The sequence below is a fragment of the Tistrella mobilis genome (assembly GCF_041468085.1).
Lineage (GTDB): Bacteria > Pseudomonadota > Alphaproteobacteria > Tistrellales > Tistrellaceae > Tistrella > Tistrella mobilis_A.
This window is the reverse complement of sequence record NZ_CP121017.1, coordinates 2,752,810-2,773,070: the sequence shown is the minus strand read 5'-3', so window position 1 is coordinate 2,773,070 and position 20,261 is coordinate 2,752,810. Positions and strand designations below refer to the sequence as shown.

Sequence of the window (20,261 nt, the reverse complement as noted above, 5' to 3'; positions counted from 1 at the left end):
CCCCATGGAAGGCATGCACCCCATGTTCCTGAAGCGTCTGACCCAGGTGGCCGTGGCGGCCGCCATCGCCGTCGGTTCGGCCCTGCCGGCCGCCGCTGCCGAAGACATGAAGATCACCTCGATGAAGGAGATCAACTTCGGCATCATCTCGACCGAGTCGACCCAGAACCTGAAGACCATGTGGGATCCGTTCCTGGCCGACATGTCGCGCAAGCTGGGCGTCGAGGTGAAGGCCTTCTTCGCCCCCGACTATGCCGGCATCATCCAGGGCATGCGCTTCGACAAGGTCGACGTCGCCTGGTACGGCAACAAGTCGGCCATGGAAGCGGTGGACCGTGCCGGTGGCGAGATCTTCGCCCAGACCGTGGCGGTCGACGGTTCGCCGGGCTACTGGTCGCTGCTGATCACCCAGGCCGACCGCACCGACCTGAACTCGGTTCAGGACGTGCTGGCCAAGGCCAAGGATCTGACCTTCAGCAACGGCGATCCCAACTCGACCTCGGGCTTCCTGGTGCCGAGCTACTACGTCTTCGCCCAGAACAATGTCGACGCCAAGACCGCCTTCAAGCGGACCCTTGCCGCGAACCACGAGACCAACGCGCTGGCGGTTGCCAACGGCCAGGTCGACGTCGCGACCAACAACACCGAGAACCTGGCCCGCCTTGAGAAGACCTTCCCCGAGAAGGCCAAGCAGATCAAGGTGATCTGGAAGTCGCCGCTGATCCCGTCGGACCCGATCGTGTGGCGCACCAGCCTCCCGGCCGAGGCGAAGGAGAAGATCGCCAGCTTCTTCCTGACCTATGGTGTCGAGGGCCCCGAGGTCGAGAAGGAGAAGGCGGTTCTGCAGGGCCTGACCTGGGCGCCGTTCCGCAAGAGCAGCAACGACCAGCTGATCCCCATCCGTCAGCTTGAGCTGTTCCGCTCCAAGGCGAAGCTCGAAGCCGATGCGAACATGGCGGCCGACGAGAAGGCGAAGAAGATCGCCGAGATCGACGCCCAGCTCGACGCGCTGAACAAGCGCGCCGCCGAGATCGAGAAGGCCGCCAAGGCCTCGTGATCCATCTGCCTGAAACGACCGGCGGCCCCCCGCGCCGCCGGTCGTTCTTCATGTCAGACCAGTTTCGACCATCGACGTCGTTTTCTCTGAAAGTTCCGGCCGCCATGACCGATCTTGCCCAGCCCCGCACGCCCGGCATCACGCCGCCGCGCGATCTCAAGGGATCGCTGCTGCGCTACGTCACCTATGGCCTGCTCGCCGCCGTGCTGGTCTGGTCGTGGGAAGGCGCCGAGATGCGGCCGCTCGACCTGTTCCGCGATGCCGGCAATATGGGCGTCTTCGGCGCCGAATTCTTTCCGCCGGATTTCCACCAGTGGCGCTTCTATCTGGACGAGCTGCTGGTGACCATTCAGCTGGCGCTCTGGGGCACGGTGCTGGCCATCGTCTTCGCCATCCCCTTCGGCATTCTGTCGTCGTCGAATGTGGCGCCGGTCTGGGTGGTGCAGCCGGTGCGGCGGATGATGGATGCGCTGCGCGCCATCAACGAGATGGTCTTCGCCATGCTGTTCGTGGTGGCGGTGGGCCTTGGCCCCTTCGCGGGCGTGCTGGCGCTGTTCGTCCACACCACCGGCGTGCTGGCCAAGCTGTTCTCGGAAGCGGTTGAGGCGATCGATCCGCGCCCGGTGGAAGGCATCCGTGCCACCGGCGCCGGGCCGCTGGCCGAGGTGATCTACGGCGTGATCCCGCAGGTTCTGCCGCTCTGGGTGTCGTATTCGCTCTATCGTTTCGAGAGCAATGTCCGCTCGGCCACCGTGGTCGGCATGGTCGGTGCCGGCGGCATCGGCGTGGTGCTGTGGGAAGCGATCCGCGGTTTCTATTTCGCCGAGACCTGTGCGGTCATGATCATGATCATCATCATGGTCAGCCTGATCGACGTGATCTCGGGCTGGCTGCGCAAGCTGTTCATCTGACCGGAACCTTCCCCCCCATCTCCTGTATCATCCCTGTCGAACCGCCGCCGGCCGGTGCCGCGGCGGTTCGTGGCGTTTGCAGGCAGGAGAAGACCCATGCGGTATCGCTGCGCGATCCTGGATGACTACCACGACATTGCGACCGGCTTTGCCGACTGGTCGGCGGTGGAAGAGCGGGCGGCGCTGACGGTCTTCCACACCGGCTTTGCCGATGAAGAGGCGGTGGTGGCGGCGCTCGGCGGCTTCCATATCGTCTGCGTGATGCGCGAGCGCACGCCCCTGCCGGCGCGGGTGCTGGAACGGCTGCCGGATCTGCGCCTGATCGTCACCACCGGCATGCACAATGCCGCGATCGACATGGCCGCAGCGCAGGCGCTGGGCATTACGGTCTGCGGTACCGAAGGTCTGGCGGCGCCGACCGTGGAGCTGACCTTCGCCCTGATTCTGGAGGTGATGCGTGGTGCCGGTGCCGAAAGTGCGCGCATCAAGGCCGGGCAGCCCTGGCAGACGGTGATGGGGCGGGGGCTGGAGGGCCGGACCCTGGGCGTGCTGGGCCTCGGCCGCCTGGGCGGGCGGGTGGCAGAGGTGGCGCAGGCCTTCGGCATGACGGTCGTGGCCTGGAGCCCCAATCTGACCGAGGCGCGGTGCCGGGAGGTGGGCGCAGCGCTGACCTCGAAAGAGGATCTGCTGGCGACGGCGGATATCGTCACCATCCATCTGAAACTGGGCGACCGGTCGCGCGGGCTGATCGATGCGGCGGCGCTTGGGATGATGAAACCGGGGGCGGTGCTGATCAACACCTCGCGCGGGCCGATCGTGGATGAGGCGGCGCTGATCGACGCCCTGTCGACCGGCCGCCTGGCCGGCGCGGGCCTGGATGTCTACGACCGGGAACCGCTGCCCGCCGACCACCCGTTCCGGCAACTGCCGACGGTGGTGGTCTCCCCGCATCTGGGCTATGTGACGGCCGAGAACTTCCGCATCTTCTATCGTCAGACGGCAGAGGCGGTGGCCGCCTGGCTGGATGGGGCGCCGGTCAGGCGGATCGTCCGAGCAGGGATGACAGATATGCATGGAAATACTCAGGCCCTGCGAGCAGCCAGTGCTTCCCGGAGCAGCACCGCGAAATGACGATTGAGGTCTTCTTCGTCAAGATCTGGCCGAGGGTCGGCATCGGCCTCCGCGATCTCGCGGCGAAGAACGTCTAAGTCGAGCATATCAAGGCCCAACGGGTCGACGTTTTGCATGAGAGCCTCCATCTCCGGCGCATCGTCGCAGAAGATGGGGTGCGTGCCTTCGAAGGTCAGCCCCGCGGCACGCCTTCGAGCGATTCGCTGCCGCCGCGATAGCGGAAGGTGCCCTGGGCCGAGGCGATGAGCGCGCCGGTGTCGTCGGTGACTTCGCCCGTGACCATGAAGATCTTGCGGCCGCCGCCCATCACCCGGCCGCGGGCGGTGAGAACCTTGCCGCGGGTCTGGGAGATGAAGCCGATGGTGAGCGACAGGGTGACGCAATAGCGCGCCCGGGTGGGATCGGGACAGTAATTGCCGGCATAGCCGCAGGCGCTGTCGAGCATCGAGGCGATCACGCCGCCATGGGGCACGCCGGCGCGGTTCAGATGCTGGGGGCCGAGTTCGATCGAGACCTCGGCGTAATCGGGCTGCCAGCGGACCAGCTTCGTGCCGATCAGACCGTTATAGGCGCCCGGCGGTTCGCCCTCGGCCAGGATTGCGGCCAGTTCCTCCGCATCGGGCGGGGAGGCAGGCGAGACGATGGTGGGACGTCCGGTCATGTCGGGTCTGGAACTCCTGGAGGCGTCAGTCGTGCCGGTCAGCGGCGGACCAGAGAGGCTTCGATCTGCTGGGCGATGCGCACCAGGCGGGGGCCGATATCCTTCTCGATCCGCTCGCGATGGACGATGAAGCTGGGGCCGCCGCAATTGATCGCCATCAGCCCGCCCGAGGGGCGGCGCAGCGGGACGCCCACGGCATTGACGCCCGTCGTCCATTCGCCGATCGAGGTGCAGAAGCCACGGGCATTCACCTCGTCCAGCGCCTGCATGATGCCTTCCCTGATCTTCGGCCATTCGGCGCCGGAACGGCGCTGGATATGCTCCATCAGGAAACCGCGTTCCTGTTCGGGCAGGCCGGCGAGGAAGGCACGGCCGATGGCGCTGGTGGCGATCGGGATCCGCGAGCCCACGTCGAGACGCAGCGTCACGGCGGTATCGGCCCTGCAGCATTCGACATAGAGCACGTTCAGCCGGTCGCGGTCACCAAGGGCGGCCGACACGCCGGAATAATCGGCGATCTCCTGCAGCAGGGGACGTGCGATGTCGCGCACCGTCAGGCCGGCGAGCATGCTGTAGCCAAGCGTCAGCACCGCCGAGCCGAGGCGATACTTGCCGATCCGTTCGTTATACGAAAGATAGCCCAGCCTGGTCAGCGTATAGGTGAGACGTGACACCGTGGGCTTGGGCAGGCCGGTGATCTCGGCCAGTTCCTGGTTGCCCATGGGCTGGTTGCCGACGCGGAAGGCGCGCAGCACCTCCAACCCGCGGGCCAGTGCCGTCACGAAATTCCGATCACGTGCGGCTTCTTCCGGGTCGAGCTCCGCAATCGGCTCGATCTCGGCACGTTTGCGCATGCCTGTACTCCCAACTTCCTCCCCTGGGGCGCTTCCGATCGTCTGCCGGAATTCATACCCCGTCGCCCCGTCGTTTACCCGCAAAATTTGTCCGGATGATATCCTGTCTCGGGCAAATTCCGCGGATGCGCATGCTGACGGATTGCGGTTGCAGGCCAATCTGACACTGCCTAACCTCCCCGTCAACGCGATGGAATATGAGTCCGCCCTGCGGAAATCGCATGGCGGCGCCTGCCGGAGGACCCCGCCCGTGCCCGATTTCGCTGCCCGAACCGACACTTCCGCCCCCCGCCGGATTGACATCGCCGGCGTGATCGGCACCGGATCGATGGGCCGCGGCATTGCCCAGGTTCTGGCCGAGGCCGGGGTCGAGGTGCGCCTCGCCGATGCCAAACCCGGCGCGGCCGATGCGGCGCGCGACTTCATTGCCGACATGCTGGCACGCAAGGCGTCAAAGGGCCAGTGTGACCGGGCTCACATCGACGCAACCCTGGCGCGGTTGAAGGTCGTGGAGGCCGCGCCGGCCTCGTTCGCAGGCGCGGATCTGGTGGTCGAGGCGATCGTCGAGGCGCTGGAAATCAAGCGCACGCTGTTCCGTGATCTGGAACCGGCGGTCGGCCCCGACTGCATCCTGGCCTCCAACACCTCGTCGCTGTCGGTGACCGCGATCGCGGCCGCCTGTGCCGTGCCCGAGCGGGTCGCCGGCTTCCACTTCTTCAACCCCGTGCCGCTGATGAAGATCGTCGAGGTGGTGGCGGGCGCCCGGACGGCCCCCTGGGTGACGGCGGCGCTGACGGCGCTTGCGGGTCGCACCGGCCATCTGCCGGCCAATGTCACCGACAGCCCCGGCTTCCTGGTCAATCATGCCGGCCGCGGTTTCGGGGTGGAGGCCTTGCGCATCCTGCAGGACGGTGTGGCCCGGCCGGTGGATATCGACCGGATCATGCGCGACGCGGCCGGTTTCCGCATGGGGCCGTTCGAGCTGTTCGATCTGGTCGGGCTGGATGTTTCGCAGCCGGTGATGGAATCGATCTACAATCAGTTCTTCCAGGAACCGCGCTTCCGCCCATCGCCGATCGGCCGCAACCGGATGGAGTCCGGCCTGCTGGGGCGCAAATCCGGTGCCGGCTTCTATACCTACGAGAACGGCCGTGCGCGCATCGAGCCGGATCCGGAACCCGATCCGCTGGCCGGCCGTGCGGTCGACGGCCCGGTCTGGATCGGCCCGGCCGCCGATCCGGCCTGGCGCCTGGCGGCGCAGGAGCTGGTGGCGCAGGCGGGCATGACGGTGGATGCGGGCAACCGGCCGGGGGCAGGTGCCATCGCCCTGCTGCTGCCGCTCGGGCTCGACTGCACCACGGCGGCGCTGGAGGCCGGGATCGATCCGGCCCGGGCGCTGGCGATCGACCCGCTGTTCGGCTTCGAGCGACGGCTGACCCTGATGACCTCGCCCGCCACCGATCCGGCGCTGGCAGAGGGGATGGCGGTGCGGCTGGAACAGGGTGGCGTGCCGGTGACCCGGATCCGCGACAGTGTCGGCTTCGTCGCCCAGCGCATCACCGCCCAGATCGTTAATGTCGGCTGCGAGATCGCCCAGATGCGCATCGCCGTCCCCGCCGATATCGATCCGGCGGTGGAGCTGGGCCTGGGCTATCCGAAAGGGCCGCTGCGTCTGGGCGACAGCCTGGGGGCTGCCCATGTGCTGACGGTGCTGGAGGGGCTGCTGGCGGCGACCGGTGATCCGCGCTACCGGCCCAGCCCCTGGCTGTCGCGCCGTGCCCGGCTGGGCCTGCCGCTGACCCGCGACGAAGCCTGAGACAAGACCAGAGAAAAGCCCGGAGGAACCGTTCCCATGTCCGCCACCACCGACGCCTTCATCTTCGACGGCCTGCGCAGCGCCTTTGGCCGCCAGGGCGGCGTGCTGTCGCGCATCCGCCCCGACGACCTGCTGGGCCAGGTGATCCGGGCGCTGATGGCGAAGACCGGCGTCGATCCGACCGCGATCGAGGATGTGATCGCCGGCTGCGCCTGCCAGGCCGGCGAGGATGCCCGCAATGTCGCCCGCCATGGCGCGCTGATGGGCGGCCTGCCGGTGGAGGTGGCGGCACAGACCGTCAACCGGCTCTGCGGCAGCGGCATGGCGGCGGTGATCGATGCCGCGCGCGCCATCCGTCTGGGCGATGGCGAGCTGATGATTGCGGGCGGGGTGGAAAGCATGACCCGTGCCCCCTTCGTGGTCGCCAAATCGGAACAGGCTTTCGGCCGCGACTTCAAGGTCTATGACAGCGCCATCGGCGCCCGCTTCCCGAACCCGAAGGTGATCGCGGCCTATGGCGGCGACACCATGCCCGAGACCGCCGACAATATCGGCCGCGACCTGGCCATCGGCCGCGAAGAAAGCGACGCCTTTGCGGCGCGATCGCAGGCGGGTTATGAAGCGGCGCGCGCGGCCGGCTTCTTCGCGGACGAGATCACGGCGGTGACCGTCGATCAGGGCCGCAAGGCGCCGGCGCTGGAGGTGACGGAAGACGAGCATCCGCGGCCCGAGAGCGATCTGGCGGCACTGGCGAAGCTTCGGCCGCTGGCGGCCGATGGTGTGGTCACGGCGGGCAATGCCTCGGGCATCAATGATGGTGCGGCGGCGCTGCTGCTGGGCACGGAAGCGGCGGGCGCGCGCTTCGGGCTGAAGCCCCGGGCGCGGATCGTGGCGGCGGCGGTGGCCGGGGTGGAGCCCCGGGTGATGGGGCTGGGTCCGGTGCCGGCGGCGCGCAAGGCGCTGGCCCGCGCCGGGCTGAGCCTTGCCGATATGGATGTGATCGAGATCAACGAGGCCTTCGCGACCCAGGTGTTGGGCTGCCTGAAGCAGCTGGATCTGGCCTATGACGACCCCCGGGTGAACCCCAATGGTGGCGCGATCGCAATCGGCCACCCGCTGGGCGCCTCGGGCGCGCGGATCACGCTGACGGCGCTGCGCGAACTGGAACGCCGGGGCGGCCGTTATGCCCTGGTGTCGATGTGCATCGGCATCGGCCAGGGCATCGCGCTGATTTTCGAGCGGGTCTGACGCTACCGAAGGGCGGCGGTTCGACCGGGGGGAGGGTTGGGGGGGAGAGGGTTGGCGGGGGGAGGGCGGGCTTGCCTGCGGCGGTTCAACCGCAGAGCAGGCCCACCCAGTCCATCGAGATCGCGCCGGAATAGCGGCCCCAGCCATAAAGGGCGGCGCCGAGCACAAGGCCGATGACGGCCGCGGCGGCATGGATGGTCCAGGCCGGCAGGGGCCGGTCGTCGCCCGCCTGTTCATCCGGCAGGCGTATCCGGTCGACGGGCAGCATTTCGCTCATCACGCTGGTCTCCGTAACGAGATATCCCGGGAGTATAGCCCGGATTGCTCCCCGGCTCACGCGGGTTTCGGCTGCCGGGCCACGGGCCGGTCGGAAATCGGCAGATGCAGCAGGGCGGCGATTGCCGAGATGACCGCCATCGCCGCCCAGACGGCATCATAGGAGCCGAGCAGGTCATAGGCGAAGCCGCCACCCCAGGCGCCCAGGAAGGCGCCCACCTGATGCGACAGGAAAACGACGCCGTAGAGGGTGGAGAGATAGCGCGGCCCGAAGATCCGCGCGACCATGCCGCTGGTGAGGGGGATGGTGCCGAGCCAGGTGAAGCCGAACAGGGCGGCAAAGGCCAGGATCAGCGGTGCCGAGGGCGGCAGCACCACCACCGCCAGCACGAAGGCGGTGCGCAGCGCATAGATCGCCACCAGAAGATTGCGGCCGCGGAAGCGGGCCCCCAGGCTGCCCAGAACATAGGCGCCGACGATGTTGCAGGCCCCGATCAGCCCCAGCGCCCAGGCAGCGACCCAGCCCGGAATGCCGACATCTCCGACATAGGCCGGCAGATGGACGCCGATGAAGGTGATCTGGAAGCCGCAGACCCCGAAGCCGATGGCCAGCAGCCAGAAGCTGCCGCTATGGGCGGCTTCGTGCAGGGCGCGGCCAAGGGTCTCGGCGCCGGCGGGGGGCGCGGCGACCCGGGCGGCCGGTCCGCCCGGCCCGCGCCGCCGGGCGCCGTCGAGCGCAAAGCCGAACGCGGCCATGGCGCTGGCGGCGATGGCGAGCAGCAGGATCGCATCCCGCCAGCCGAAGGCATCGAGCATGGCATAGGCGCCGGGCACGACCGCAAACATGCCGAAGGAGCCGCCGGCCGTGACCAGGGCGAAGCATTGCGGCCGCCGCGCTTCCGGCACGGCCCGGCCGACCGCACCCAGCACCACCACGAAACTGGTGCCGGCCAGGCCGAAGCCCACCGCCACGCCCAGCGTGACCATCAGCCCGGTGGGGGACCCGGTCGAGGCTGCGAGCACGAGGCCGGCCACATAGGCCGCGGTGCCCGCCAATACCACGCGGGAGGGGCCGAAACGGTCGGCGATCATGCCGATGAAGGGCTGCATCAGCCCGAAGAGCAGGTTCTGTACCGCGATGGCAAAGCCGAAGACTTCCCGGCCGATCCCGAGTTCGGCGACGACCGGGGTCAGGAACACGCCGAAGGCCTGGCGCACGCCCATCGAGATCGTCACGACCAGGGCCGCCGCGATCAGCACCAGGCGGGCTGTCCGGTCGAGCGACGGGCGTGACCCTGTCGGCTGGCCGCCGGCAGGCGGGGCGGCACTCGGATCCTGGCTCATGGGCACCTCACGCGTAGACATTCCGAAAAAAGATCGTAAGGGTTGTGTTTTGGTTGGAAGAAAAATCCCGCCACAACACCCCGGGAAGGGCGGTGTGGCGGGAGAAGTCAACCATACCGGGAACACAGTCAGATCATAATGTCGGATCTGATCATGACGCCAATGCATAATGGGCATAATGATCATTACCGGATCAGGGCGACTCGACCTGCGGTGGTGACGGCCGGGCAAGGGGGGTGATGTCACCGCCGCCATGGGGCTGCCCCGCTTTTGACGCGGATGATCCACATTATGCCCCTGTACCGGTTGAAGCCTGGTGCGTAGCAATGGTGTTGCTGGTAAAGCAGCGGGCCACACTCACCAGGGATGAAACCGATGGACGCGATACGCCGCGGCCGGCTGAATGAGATCGATACGGTACGGGGCCTTGCCCTGACCATGATCTTCATCGATCATGTGCCGGGCAATCCTTTGGAAAACATCACGATCCGCAATTTCGGATTCGCTGATGCGACCGAAATCTTCGTCTTCCTGGCCGGGCTTGCGGCGGCGCTCGCCTATTTTCGCAAATTCACCGCCGACCGGCCCTGGCTGGCCAGTGCCAAGGCGGCGAAACGCGGCTTCGACCTCTATCTGGTCCATGTTTTCTGCATCGCCGTGGTGGCGGCGCTGGTGGCGTGGATGGCCGGCACTACCGCCGATCCCGAGCTTTATTCCTGGATCAATCTGGGGCCGATCTTCAATGACCCGGCCGCCGGCCTGATGGGCGTGGTGACGCTGGGCCACCAGCCCGGCTACTTCAACATCCTGCCGATGTATATCTGCTTCATGATCGCCCTGCCGGTGATGATGCTGATCGCGCGGGCCAGCGCCGGCGCCATGCTGGTTGCCTCGGCCACGGTCTGGGTGGTGGCCAACATGACCGGCATGAACGCCCCAGAATGGCCGAACGAGGGTGGCTGGTTCTTCAATCCGCTGGCCTGGCAGTTCGTGTTCGCGATCGGTTTCGTGGTCGGTGCCGGCATTCTGGGCCAGGCGCAGGTGGTGCCCTACCGGGCCTGGGCCTGGTGGCTGGCGGCGGCCTATCTGGTGCTGGCGCTGGCGATGAAGCTGGCGGCCTTCTATCCCGAGCGTGACATGCTGCCGATCCCGTTCTTCCTCTATGGCCAGGACAAGACCTTCGTCACCCTGCCGCGCATCCTTCATCTTCTCGCCATGGTCTATGTTGTCGCCTATTCGCCGGTCGGCCGCTGGCTGCGCGATCTGGGGGCCAACAACCCCTTCGCGGTCATGGGGCGCCAGGGTCTGGCGGTCTTTGCCACCGGTTCTCTGCTCGCGGTCGCGGCGCAGCTGGTCCGGGTTCCGCTGGGTGGTGGCGTGGTTCTCGATGTGGTACTTGTGTCTGCCGGTCTCGTCATTCTCGTCCTGCTTGCCGGGGGCCTCGAATGGTTGAAGCGCAGCACCGCAAAGACTCCTGCCCGGCCCGCCGCTCCGGCGTCGGCCAGCCCCGCGCCTGCACCCGCCAAGACCTACGGTCCCGCCCGCGCCTGATCATGACCCGCCCGCTGCACCGCGTCCTTCGCCCGCTCGCCGTTGCCGCCGCCATGCTCGTGCCCGGGCTGGCGGCGGTGCCGCATGCGGCAGCTGCCGCCGAAACAGCTGCCGCGCCGATCCCCGCGCCTGAACAGGATGCCGGCAGTTTCGGCGCAGCCCTGGACACCAGCATCAACGGTGTCTGCCCGGTGCCGGAAGACGGCCCGGATCTGGCCGGCGAGCTGCCGGTCACCGAGGACAAGCTGGAAGAGGGGCGGCCGCTGGTGGTGCTGGCGATCGGATCTTCCTCCACCCAGGGCTATGGCGCCCCCCGGCCCGAGGCGAGCTATCCCTTCCGCCTGGAGCGCGATCTGGCCCGTCGCTATCCGCAGAGCCGGATCCGGGTCATCAATGCCGGGGTCGGCGGCGAGATCGCGGCCGATCAGCTGGCTCGGCTGGACGACCTGCTGGCTGAAAACGATCCCGATCTGGTGATCTGGCAGGCCGGCACCAACGACGCGCTGCGCGCGGTGGATCGTGCCCGATTTACCGACCAGCTGCGCGAGGGGCTGGAGATGATCCGCGACAGTGGCGCCGACGCGCTGCTGATGGATCTGCAACTTTATCCGGGCGCCAGAGATCCCAAGACCTATGCCGGCTTCGTCACCCTGATGCATCAGGTGGCTGACGAGACCCGCACGCCGATCTACAGCCGCTATGCGCTGATGACCGCCTGGGACGAGGATCGCGCGCATCCGACGCCCGACCTGCTGTTCACCGATCGGTTCCATCTGAATGCGCTGGGCTATGCCTGCATCTCCCGCGCCCTTGCCGCGGCCATCGCGCATACGGTGGATGAGGAGGATGCCGCGCCGGCCGGTCGTGCGCAGGTTCAGAGCGCCGCGACCGCGGGGACCGGGGCGGGCGCCCAGACCGCGGCGAGCGAGCCTGCCAGATGATCGATGGCGGGGGTGAGCCTGCCGGCGAGGGATGAGCGCAGCACCCAGACCGCCAGGGACAGTTCCAGCCCGCGGACCTCGATGCGCCGCAAATCGCCGGCCTGGGCGCTTTGCAGGACGCGGCGCGCCGGCACCAGGCCGAAGCCCACCCCCCTGGCGATCAGCGACAGCTGAATGTCGGGCCCCAGGACCTCGGCCGCGACTTCCAGCCGCGCGCCCATGCGGTCCAGCAGCCGCTGCACCACCATATGATAACCGCAGCCTTCGGGATTGAGCACCCAGCTTGCCCGGGCCAGATCCTCGGGCGCAATCGGACCGGGCGGCACCTTTTCCCGGGCGGAGCCGACGATCCACACCGGTTCCGACCCCACCCGAGCCCCCTCGATATCCTGGGGCGGATGCTCGTTCGGATCGATCAGCACCACGGCGGCATCCAGCCGGCCGTCGCGGACCTGCTCGATCAACTCTCCCGTCCAGCCGCTGCCGATCTGCAGGGAGACGAGCGGAAAGGTGGCGCGCAGCTCGTCGATCGGCCGGGTGACGGCCAGATCGACCACGCCATGGGCAAAGCCGAGGCGGAGCCGTCCGGCGGTGGCGCCTTCGGCCATGCCCATCGCCTTCAGATCTTCCACCGCACTCAGCACACGGCGGCAATGTTCCATGGCATCGCGACCTGCGGCGGTCAGCGTCGGCGGTTTGCTGCGCCGGTCGAGCAGGATCAACCCCAGCTCCGCTTCCAGCCGCTGGATCTGCCGGGTGACGGCCGGCTGGGTGAGGTGCAGACGGCGCGCGGCTCCGTTGATGGACCCGGCCTCGGCGACCGCAAGGAAGGTCTCGATCTCGCTGAGCTTGATGCCGAGCATCCTGTTGATCCTCCGTCGAGATGAGGGGGCGGATGAGCGGTGTCCGGGATTGCGGATGCCGAAAGATGATCGTTACGCGCGAGATCTGTATTCGTCAATGCCACTTCAGGGCCGGAGCCGCCGCCGATCGGGCCGGTTCCGAAATTCGTCACGGGCCGGGTGGGGAGCCCGGCTTGCCGTTCGGGGGCGGTGGTCGCTAAGGTGGGAAAGCGCTCTCCGCGCATGGCGAAGCTTGATCCGGAGGCCTCCCCCAGGTGCTACGTCGCAAGATCGGCCCATCTCACACCGCGCCTCTGCCGCTGGTTCCGGCGCTGCTTGCGGCCGCCCTGCTTGGTGGATGCGGGACCGTCGACGATGTCGGCCGCAGCCTCGGTCTCGTGGACGAGGAACCCGTCGCCGAGAGCGGCGAGCCGCTTTTCGCGACCGTCGGCGGGGTGACCTATACGACGCAGATCACCGTCGAGGGACTGGATCCGGAAGAGGCGGCGGAACAGCAGCGCCTGGCCGAGGCCCGTGCCGAAAAGCGGGCGCGCGAGGAAAAGGAGGGGGCGGCCAGCAGCGTCACCGGCAGCCAGCCGCAGGCGGACGAGCTTGCCGATGCACCGCTGGACGAGCTGTTCGGCAGCCTGTCGGAACTGCGCCGGCTGGAGGATCGTCCGCCGCCGAGCCTCGCGGCCCTGCGCCGCCGCGGGCAGGGCGATGTCGAGCTGTTCCAGAAGGCCCTGCGCTCCCGCGGCTATTTCGACGGCGAGGTGCGTCTGCGCATCGACCGTGATGCCGAACCCCCGGCGGCGCAGATCACCGTCCGCCCGGGGCCGCGCTACAGGCTGGCCGACTGGACGGTGGACTGGGCGGCAGGGCAGCCGCCGCTGGTCGATGCCGAAAAGCTGGCACCCAAGGCGCTGGGCCTGCCGATGGGGGCCGCCGCCGAAGCGGCCGAGGTGGTGGCGGGGGAGCGGCGCCTGCTGACGACGCTGGGCGCCAACGGCTATCCTTTTGCCCGCCAGACCGGCCGGCGAGCGGTCGTCGATCACGATACCCGCACCATGGCGGTGACGGTGACCATCGACAGCGGCCCTTTCACCCGCTTCGGGGATACCAGCGTCGAAGGGCTGGAAGACGTTCTGGCGACGGTGGTGGAGGGCAAGCGCCCCTGGCAGCCGGGCGACACCTATGATGCCAGCAAGATCGAGAGCTTCCGCGCCGACCTGCTGGCCACGGGGCTGTTCTCCTCGGCCGTGATCGAGACGCCCGAGATCCCGCCTGGGGACGGGGCCATGCCGGTCAGACTGACGGTGGTGGAAGGCCCGCCGCGCAGCATCGGTGCGGGTGCACGTTACTCGACCACGGTCGGCCCGGAATTGCGGGCCTTCTGGGAGCATCGCAACTTCACCGGCCGCGGCGACAAGCTGCGCACGGAACTCGACATATCGCCGGTGCTCCAGGAACTGGATGTGAACTACAAGCGGCCGCATCCGCGCGAGGACCGGTTCAATTTCGGCACGATCAAGCTGATCAACGAAGACACCGACGCCTTCCAGCAGACGGGTATCGAGACCCGTTTCGGCCAGGAACGGGCGCTGGGCGACGGCTGGCGCGGCTCTCTGGCCCTTGCCCCCGAATACAAGATCCTGGATGACGAGAAGGGGGAGCGGACCAGCTATCTGCTGGGTGTGCCGGTCACCCTGTCGCGCGATACCTCCGACAGCCTTCTGGATCCGCGCCGCGGCTATCGCATTTCGGGAGAGGTGATCCCCTATACCGGCGCGATCGAAGGGGCCGCGATCAGCTTCCTGCGCACCGAACTCAAGGGCTCGGTCTATGTGCCGCTTGACGAGCTGGGGCGCTGGGTGGTGGCCGGCCGCGGGCGCATCGGCTCCGTCGCGGGTGCCGCAACGGCAACGCTGCCGGCCGACAAGCGCTTCTATGCCGGCGGTGGCGGATCGGTGCGCGGTTACGGCTATCGCATGCTGGGGCCGCTGGACGGCGATGGTGACCCGCTGGGTGGCCGGTCGGTGGCGGAGGCCGGTATCGAACTGCGCATGCCGGTGACCCGGGACATCGCCGTCGTGCCCTTCATCGAGGCAGGCCAGATCTCGGAAGACCCCTGGCCGGATCTGTCGACCAATCTGCGCACCGGTGCGGGGCTTGGCCTGCGTTACTACACGCCGCTTGGCCCGTTCCGCTTCGATGTGGCGCTGCCGCTCGACCGCCGGGACGTCGACGACCCCTACCAGATCTATATCAGCCTCGGCCAGGCGTTCTGAGGCGGAGTGAGACCGAACGTGAGCAGTGACACGCCCGAACGGGCATCCGAGCCGTCGACACCGCCAGCCGGCGGCGGAGCCGAACCCCCCAAAGGCCGGGCGCGACGCCGTCGTGGCCGCCTCCGGAAGATCCTGGGATATGGGGGCATGGGCCTGGTGGTGATTTTGGTCGGCGGCATCGGCGGTGCTGCGATCTGGGCCGACAGCGAGCAGGGGCGCGAGACCATCGCCGGGCTTGCCCGAGACGGGATCGAGGCGGCCGGTCTGGGTCCGGTGGAGCTGCCGGCGATCGAGGGCAGCCTGTTCGGACGCCTGCATCTGCCGCGGCTCCGCATCGGCGATCCGGCCGATCCCTGGCTGGTGGCCGACGACGTCACCTTTTCGTGGCGGCCCTCGGCCCTGCTCGCGGGGCGGATCGAAATCGCGACCATCGCGGCGGAGCGGATCAAGCTTGCGCCGCCGCCCGATGACGGCACGCCGCCGCCGCCATCGGAGCCTTTCGATCCGCGGACCGTGCGCCTGCCCGACGAGGGCATGCTGCCGCCGCTATCGCTCGATCTCCGGAAACTGAGCGTTTCCCTGCTCGAACTCGATCCGCGGCTCACGGGTCTCGATGCACCGGCCATGCTTGGTGTCGACGGGGCGGCGCGGATCGGGCGCGGGGATATCTCGTGGGCCAGGCTCGACGTTCATCGTCTGGACGGGCCGGCGGGGCGGGTATCGGCGGCGCTTGAGACCGACCTCGGGACGGGTCGGCTGGATGTCGACCTCGTCGCCGAAGAGGCGGAAGGCGGGCTGGTCGCGACCATGGCCGATCTGCCCGGCCGTCCGCCGATCACGGCCAGGCTTGAAGGCTCGGGCCCGCTGGAGGGCTGGACCGGGCGGCTGACCGCCGGGGTGGAGGGGCTCGCCGATCTTGAGACCGGCATCAGGCTGGCACTTCGTCCGGACCCGTCGCTGCAGCTTCAGGGCGAACTCGACTGGGCCGGCATGGGCCGGGCGCTGGCGGGGGCCGATGCCGCCACACCCGCCGGGGGTGATGCACCGGCCGATCAGCCGGTGCCGCCGCTGGTGCTCGCCTCCGAGGCTCCGCTGACCTTCGATCTCTCGGTGTTGCAGCCTGATGCCCAAACACTGACCATAGACCGGCTGGCGCTCGCGGCCGGCGGTGTCATGTTCTCGGGCACGGCGGGGATGGATACCGGCACCGGTGCCGTTCAGGCGCGGCTGACCGGCAGTGCCTCCGGCACCGCCCCGATCCTGGCGCTCGCGCAGCCGGCGGCGCTGTCGGCGGCGACCCTGAGCCTGGATGTCGACGGCACCTGGCCCGCCATCGATGCCCGGCTGGCGGCAACCCTGGCGGCGCCGCAGCTGCAGGGCGTGGGCGATGGCGGACCTTTTGCCAGTGCCGCCCGGCTGACTGCCGCGGTCACCGGGCGCGCGCCGGCGCAGGATCTGCCGGCGGATCTGGATCTGGCGCTGGATCTGGACCTCGACGGGCCGCGCCCGGCGGCGCTCGGCCTGCCGCCGGAAGCTGCCGACGGCGTGCTGTCGCTGAAGACTCGCGGCAGTTTCGACGGTGCGGCGGGCAAGGTGGTGATCGATGCGGCCCTGCTCGATATTGGGACGGCCAATCTGTCGGCCACCGGCAGCTATGCCCTGGACGACGGCACCATCGACGCTCAGGCGGGGCTGTCGGCCGAGAAATTGAGCCGGCTCGCCACCCTTGCCGGCCTGCCGCAGCTTGCCGGCACGCTGGGGGTCGATGTGACGGTGACCGGCAATCCGGCGAGCCGTCTGGTTGCCGATGTCTCCGCCGAAGGCCGGTCGATGCAGCTGGGCATTCCAGAGGCCGATGCGGCACTGGCCGGCCGCATCGATCTGGCCACCCGGGTGACCGTGGCCGGCGATGGCGGCATCACCGCCGAAAACCTGTCGCTTGCGACCGGCACCACCCGCCTCGCCGGCCGGGCGGCACTCGGCGCGGGCGGCGGGCTCGACGGCACGGTGCTCAATCTTGCGGTGCGCGATCTGGGGCGGCTGGCGGAAACGCTCGGCGCGCCGGCAGCCGGCCGGCTGGAGGCGGATATCGCGCTTGCCGGCAATCTCTCCGATCCGGCGGCGCGGGTGAATGCCCGGCTGGCCGATGGCCGGCTGGGCTCGATCGACGTGCAGCGCCTGACGCTGGATCTGGATGGCCGCAATCTGCTCTCGGCGCCCACGGGACGCGTGGCGCTGGATGGTGCGACCGCGGAAGGTCCGCTCAGGCTGACGGCAGAGGCGGCATCTGCCGATGGCGGCAAGCGGCTGGATGTGACGGCGCTCGCCCTCGATTTCGCAGGGACGACGGCGCGCGGGCAGGCGGCGGTGACACTCGCCAACGCCCTGGTGCGCGGCCGGCTCGACATCAATGCGCCGGATCTGGCGCCGCTCGGCCGGCTGGCCGGGCTCGACCTGGGCGGCCGGCTGTCGCTGGATGTCGACCTGGGCGCCGACCGGCGTGGCCGCCAGACGGTGAAGGCCGATGGCGAGGCGGCGGCCCTGTCGGTGGCCGGCAGTGTTTCAGCCGACCGGCTGACGCTGGATGCCGACATGGTGCTGGACCAGGGCCGCCCGGGCGGCCGGGCGACGGTTGCGGCCGAGCGGGTGACTGCCGGCCTGGTGCAACTGGCCACACTTCAGGCCACCGCGACGCCCGAGGGGGCGGCGACCGCGTTCGCTCTGGCGGCGACCGGCAATTTCAAGGGCAGGCTGACCCTCGATGCCGGCGGCAATCTGGCGACCGACCGGCAGGGGGCGATGGTGCTGACCCTCGACCGGCTGAAGGGTCAGGCGCTGGGCGAAGAGCTGGGACTGGGGGCGCCGGCGACGGTGCGCCTTGCCGATGCGACCCGCATCGACCTGCCCGAGTTGCGGATCGGCAAGGCTGGCCGCATCGTGCTCGATGCGGTGATGGCACCTGACCGGGTGACGGCGGAAGGCCGGCTGACGGCCGTGCCGCTCGACCCGCTGCGCCGTTTCCAGGTCCCGATCGGCAATGGCGGTCGGCTCGACGGCACGCTCGATCTGGCGCTCGGCCCGCGCGGGCGGGAGGGACGGGTGGTCTTGACCATCCGCGACCTGCCGGTCGATGCCGAGGTCGAAGGCATGGAGACGCCGGTCATCTCGGGCGATATCGCCGCGACGCTGGGCGATCGGGTGGCGGATCTGGATCTGTCGATCGCGGGGCTGGGCGAGCAGCCGCTGACCATCACGGCCAAGGCTCCGCTCCAGCCCTTCCGCCGCGGGGCCCCCACGGACATCGCGCTCGACGAGGCGGGGCCGGTCGAGGGCCGGCTGCGCTGGCAGGGTGATCTGGGCCGGCTGGCACTTGCCGCCGGCATCGACGGCCAGCGTTTCGCCGGCCGGATCGATGCCGACATGACCGTGAACGGCACGATTGCCGATCCGGATGTCGCCGGCGGCATCAGGCTGCGCGATGCCGCCTATGAGAACCAGGATGTCGGCACGCTGCTCACCGGCATCACCGGCGAGATCGGTGTCTCGGGCCGCTGCTGTCTGTCGGTGAAGCTGGATGCGCGCGACGGCGGCAGCGGCACCGTTGCCGTGAACGGCACGGTCAATCTTCAGGATCTTGCCGACCCGCGCATGGACATCAACGTGAAGATCGATCAGGCGCGGCTGGTCCGCCGCGACGATGTCGACGCGGTGGTCGACGGCAATCTGGCGATGACCGGCGGGTTGGGCGACGGCCAGCTTGGCGGTACGGTGACCGTGCGCCAGGCCGAGGTCCGCCTGATCAGCACCGGCGGACCATCGGTGCGCACCATCGATGTGGTGGAGGTCAGAAACGGCCGGGTGGTGGCCGATCCAGGATCGCCCGAACAGCAGCAGCAGGCATCGGGCGGGCTGGCGCTCAACATCGATGTCCGGGCGCCGGGGCGGATCTTCGTCCGCGGCCGCGGGCTCGACACCGAATGGGAAGGCGATCTCAAGGTGCGCGGCACGACCAGCACGCCGGTGATCAATGGCGATCTGCGCGTGGTACGCGGCGAAGCCGATGTGGTCGGGCGGACGCTGACCTTTTCCAAGGGCATCATCACCTTCGATGGTCTGACCGAGATCGACCCGCGGCTCGACATCGAGGCGACGCTGACCAATGCCGATGTCACGGCGATCGTGCAGGTCACCGGACGGGCCTCGGCACCGCAGCTGACGCTGACCTCGGAACCGGCGCTGGCGCAGGACGAAATCCTGGCCCGGGCCTTCTTCGGCAAACCGGGTGCGAAACTCTCGGCCATGGATGCGATCAGGGTCGGTCAGGGGCTGGCGACGCTGACCGGCGGTGGTGGTGGCGGTTTCGACCCCACGGGCTTTGCCCGCGACCTGTTCGGGCTCGACGTGCTCGATGTCGGCACCGACGACACCGGCACCGGCGCCTCGGTGCGCGCCGGCAAATATCTGAGCGACGACCTGTTCGTGGGCGTCGAACAGGGGGCCGGCAGCAGTGCCGTGACGGTGGAACTGGAAGTGCTGCCCAACATCAAGATCGACACCGAAGTCGGTGCCGAGGGCGGCAGTTCCGTCGGGGCGACCTGGAGTTATGACTATTGACGTGGCGGCGGCGCGGCGTCAGTCGCGCCGCGCCGCCGCCAGCACATGGCGTGCGAAACTGCGGAAGCGGGGCAGCACGAGATTGCGCTGCTTGCCCCGGTCGCAATAGCGCCGGAGCCTGAGGGCGGCGTCGGCATGGCGGCGGATGCGAAATGCCGTCGCCTCCTCCGCCGACATCGCACCGCCGCCGACCGAGAGGGCGACCCGCGCTGCCGGGGTGAGGGTGGCGGCATAGCCCGAATCCAAAGCCGCCAGATAGCGCTTGGCCTGGACATGCAGGCGCACCGCCTCCGCCACCTCGGGCAGGAAATAGCTGGCGAGGAAGTCGCCGCCGACCCTGGCATGTTCCTCATCATCGGCGAGGCGATGGGCGTCTTCGGCCGCGCCGCGGATCAGCTGGCCCACGTCGTGGAGCAGGGCGGCAGCGATCATGGTCGATGCGGCACCATCGGCCTCGGCGATCATCGCCGATTGCACCGCATGTTCATAGACCGTCACCGGCTCGCCCAGATAAAGATCGTGCGCCCGGCGCTCATAGAGGCCTGCGACGAGGTCTGGCAGGTCGGACGAGGACTGGTAAAGCACGGACATGGGGCGGGGGCCACCGGGAAAAGCGGGGGCGACCGCAGGGATCCGCGATCGCAACCAGAGGGGGTGAACCCTATTCTTAGCCGCGCAACCCTCGGATCAGAAATGAAGTGTTGGTGACAAACCCTTGGTGCATGAA

15 protein-coding genes are annotated in these 20,261 nt (G+C 68.7%); 9 read left to right on the top strand and 6 right to left on the bottom strand.

Annotated features, from left to right (window positions below):
- Window positions 1–22: 22 nt before the first annotated feature.
- The 3 genes from phnD (at window position 23) to P7L68_RS18310 (ending at window position 3,099) form a co-directional block, all read left to right on the top strand.
- Entirely contained in the window at window positions 23–1,057 is a 1,035-nt protein-coding gene (phnD, locus tag P7L68_RS18320) for a phosphonate ABC transporter substrate-binding protein (protein ID WP_372000523.1), read from the top strand.
- A gap of 104 nt (window positions 1,058–1,161) precedes the next feature.
- Window positions 1,162–1,968, top strand: coding sequence for a phosphonate ABC transporter, permease protein PhnE (gene phnE / locus P7L68_RS18315; protein ID WP_372000522.1), 807 nt, complete (start codon window positions 1,162–1,164; stop codon window positions 1,966–1,968).
- 96 nt (window positions 1,969–2,064) lie between these two features.
- Window positions 2,065–3,099, top strand: coding sequence for a D-2-hydroxyacid dehydrogenase family protein (locus P7L68_RS18310; protein WP_372000520.1), 1,035 nt, complete (start codon window positions 2,065–2,067; stop codon window positions 3,097–3,099).
- A 172-nt stretch (window positions 3,100–3,271) separates the two neighbouring features.
- Here the strand turns inward: P7L68_RS18310 and P7L68_RS18305 are convergent, their stop codons facing one another.
- Both P7L68_RS18305 and P7L68_RS18300 read right to left on the bottom strand, forming a co-directional pair.
- Entirely contained in the window at window positions 3,272–3,760 is a 489-nt protein-coding gene (locus P7L68_RS18305) for a PaaI family thioesterase (protein ID WP_372000518.1), read from the bottom strand.
- Window positions 3,761–3,798: 38 nt separating this feature from the next.
- Window positions 3,799–4,614 (bottom strand): IclR family transcriptional regulator, encoded by an 816-nt coding sequence (locus P7L68_RS18300; RefSeq protein ID WP_372000516.1) that lies wholly within the window; start codon window positions 4,612–4,614, stop codon window positions 3,799–3,801.
- A 250-nt stretch (window positions 4,615–4,864) separates the two neighbouring features.
- Here P7L68_RS18300 and P7L68_RS18295 point away from each other — a divergent pair, with 250 nt between their 5' ends.
- Window positions 4,865–6,430: a 3-hydroxyacyl-CoA dehydrogenase gene (locus P7L68_RS18295; RefSeq protein ID WP_372000514.1), complete on the top strand. Its 1,566-nt coding sequence runs from the start codon at window positions 4,865–4,867 to the stop codon at window positions 6,428–6,430.
- A 36-nt stretch (window positions 6,431–6,466) separates the two neighbouring features.
- A complete protein-coding gene (locus P7L68_RS18290) occupies window positions 6,467–7,678 on the top strand; it encodes a 3-oxoadipyl-CoA thiolase (protein ID WP_372000512.1) in 1,212 nt (403 codons plus the stop codon).
- An 85-nt stretch (window positions 7,679–7,763) separates the two neighbouring features.
- On the opposite strand, the gene P7L68_RS18285 is transcribed toward P7L68_RS18290, so the two are convergent.
- Together P7L68_RS18285 and P7L68_RS18280 are read right to left on the bottom strand one after the other, a co-directional pair.
- Complete coding sequence (locus tag P7L68_RS18285; RefSeq protein ID WP_372000510.1) at window positions 7,764–7,955, bottom strand: hypothetical protein; 192 nt, start codon at window positions 7,953–7,955, stop codon at window positions 7,764–7,766.
- Window positions 7,956–8,011: 56 nt separating this feature from the next.
- The gene (locus P7L68_RS18280; protein WP_372000509.1) at window positions 8,012–9,298 is read right to left on the bottom strand and encodes an MFS transporter; all 1,287 of its coding nucleotides are present in this window, start codon (window positions 9,296–9,298) and stop codon (window positions 8,012–8,014) included.
- Between the two features lie 375 nt (window positions 9,299–9,673).
- On the opposite strand from P7L68_RS18280, the gene P7L68_RS18275 reads away from it, so the two are divergent.
- Window positions 9,674–10,849 carry an OpgC family protein gene (locus tag P7L68_RS18275; protein ID WP_372000507.1) on the top strand — a complete coding sequence of 392 codons (1,176 nt, stop codon included), beginning with the start codon at window positions 9,674–9,676 and terminating at the stop codon, window positions 10,847–10,849.
- Between the two features lie 2 nt (window positions 10,850–10,851).
- Entirely contained in the window at window positions 10,852–11,790 is a 939-nt protein-coding gene (locus tag P7L68_RS18270; RefSeq protein WP_372000505.1) for an SGNH/GDSL hydrolase family protein, read from the top strand.
- On the opposite strand, the gene P7L68_RS18265 is transcribed toward P7L68_RS18270, so the two are convergent.
- The gene (locus P7L68_RS18265) at window positions 11,724–12,653 is read right to left on the bottom strand and encodes a LysR family transcriptional regulator (RefSeq protein ID WP_372000504.1); all 930 of its coding nucleotides are present in this window, start codon (window positions 12,651–12,653) and stop codon (window positions 11,724–11,726) included. The two genes, P7L68_RS18270 and P7L68_RS18265, sit on opposite strands and share 67 nt — an antisense overlap.
- Window positions 12,654–12,907: 254 nt before the next feature.
- On the opposite strand from P7L68_RS18265, the gene P7L68_RS18260 reads away from it, so the two are divergent.
- Entirely contained in the window at window positions 12,908–14,920 is a 2,013-nt protein-coding gene (locus P7L68_RS18260) for an autotransporter assembly complex family protein (protein ID WP_372000502.1), read from the top strand.
- A 147-nt stretch (window positions 14,921–15,067) separates the two neighbouring features.
- Window positions 15,068–19,534 carry a translocation/assembly module TamB domain-containing protein gene (locus P7L68_RS18255; RefSeq protein WP_372000500.1) on the top strand — a complete coding sequence of 1,489 codons (4,467 nt, stop codon included), beginning with the start codon at window positions 15,068–15,070 and terminating at the stop codon, window positions 19,532–19,534.
- Window positions 19,535–19,552: 18 nt separating this feature from the next.
- Here the strand turns inward: P7L68_RS18255 and P7L68_RS18250 are convergent, their stop codons facing one another.
- Window positions 19,553–20,125: an HD domain-containing protein gene (locus tag P7L68_RS18250; protein WP_372000498.1), complete on the bottom strand. Its 573-nt coding sequence runs from the start codon at window positions 20,123–20,125 to the stop codon at window positions 19,553–19,555.
- Between the last annotated feature and the right edge of the window lie 136 nt (window positions 20,126–20,261).

Bases quoted from the DNA above. Each gene is read 5' to 3' on its own strand.
- P7L68_RS18280 (WP_372000509.1), bottom strand. From the start codon at position 9,298: ATGAGCCAGGATCCGAGTGCCGCCCCGCCTGCCGGCGGCCAGCCGACA.
- P7L68_RS18250 (WP_372000498.1), bottom strand. From the start codon at position 20,125: ATGTCCGTGCTTTACCAGTCCTCGTCCGACCTGCCAGACCTCGTCGCA.
- P7L68_RS18300 (WP_372000516.1), bottom strand. From the start codon at position 4,614: ATGCGCAAACGTGCCGAGATCGAGCCGATTGCGGAGCTCGACCCGGAA.
- P7L68_RS18290 (WP_372000512.1), top strand. From the start codon at position 6,467: ATGTCCGCCACCACCGACGCCTTCATCTTCGACGGCCTGCGCAGCGCC.
- P7L68_RS18285 (WP_372000510.1), bottom strand. From the start codon at position 7,955: ATGAGCGAAATGCTGCCCGTCGACCGGATACGCCTGCCGGATGAACAG.
- P7L68_RS18265 (WP_372000504.1), bottom strand. From the start codon at position 12,653: ATGCTCGGCATCAAGCTCAGCGAGATCGAGACCTTCCTTGCGGTCGCC.
- P7L68_RS18270 (WP_372000505.1), top strand. From the start codon at position 10,852: ATGACCCGCCCGCTGCACCGCGTCCTTCGCCCGCTCGCCGTTGCCGCC.
- phnE (WP_372000522.1), top strand. From the start codon at position 1,162: ATGACCGATCTTGCCCAGCCCCGCACGCCCGGCATCACGCCGCCGCGC.
- phnD (WP_372000523.1), top strand. From the start codon at position 23: ATGTTCCTGAAGCGTCTGACCCAGGTGGCCGTGGCGGCCGCCATCGCC.
- P7L68_RS18310 (WP_372000520.1), top strand. From the start codon at position 2,065: ATGCGGTATCGCTGCGCGATCCTGGATGACTACCACGACATTGCGACC.
- P7L68_RS18275 (WP_372000507.1), top strand. From the start codon at position 9,674: ATGGACGCGATACGCCGCGGCCGGCTGAATGAGATCGATACGGTACGG.
- P7L68_RS18255 (WP_372000500.1), top strand. From the start codon at position 15,068: ATGGGCCTGGTGGTGATTTTGGTCGGCGGCATCGGCGGTGCTGCGATC.
- P7L68_RS18305 (WP_372000518.1), bottom strand. From the start codon at position 3,760: ATGACCGGACGTCCCACCATCGTCTCGCCTGCCTCCCCGCCCGATGCG.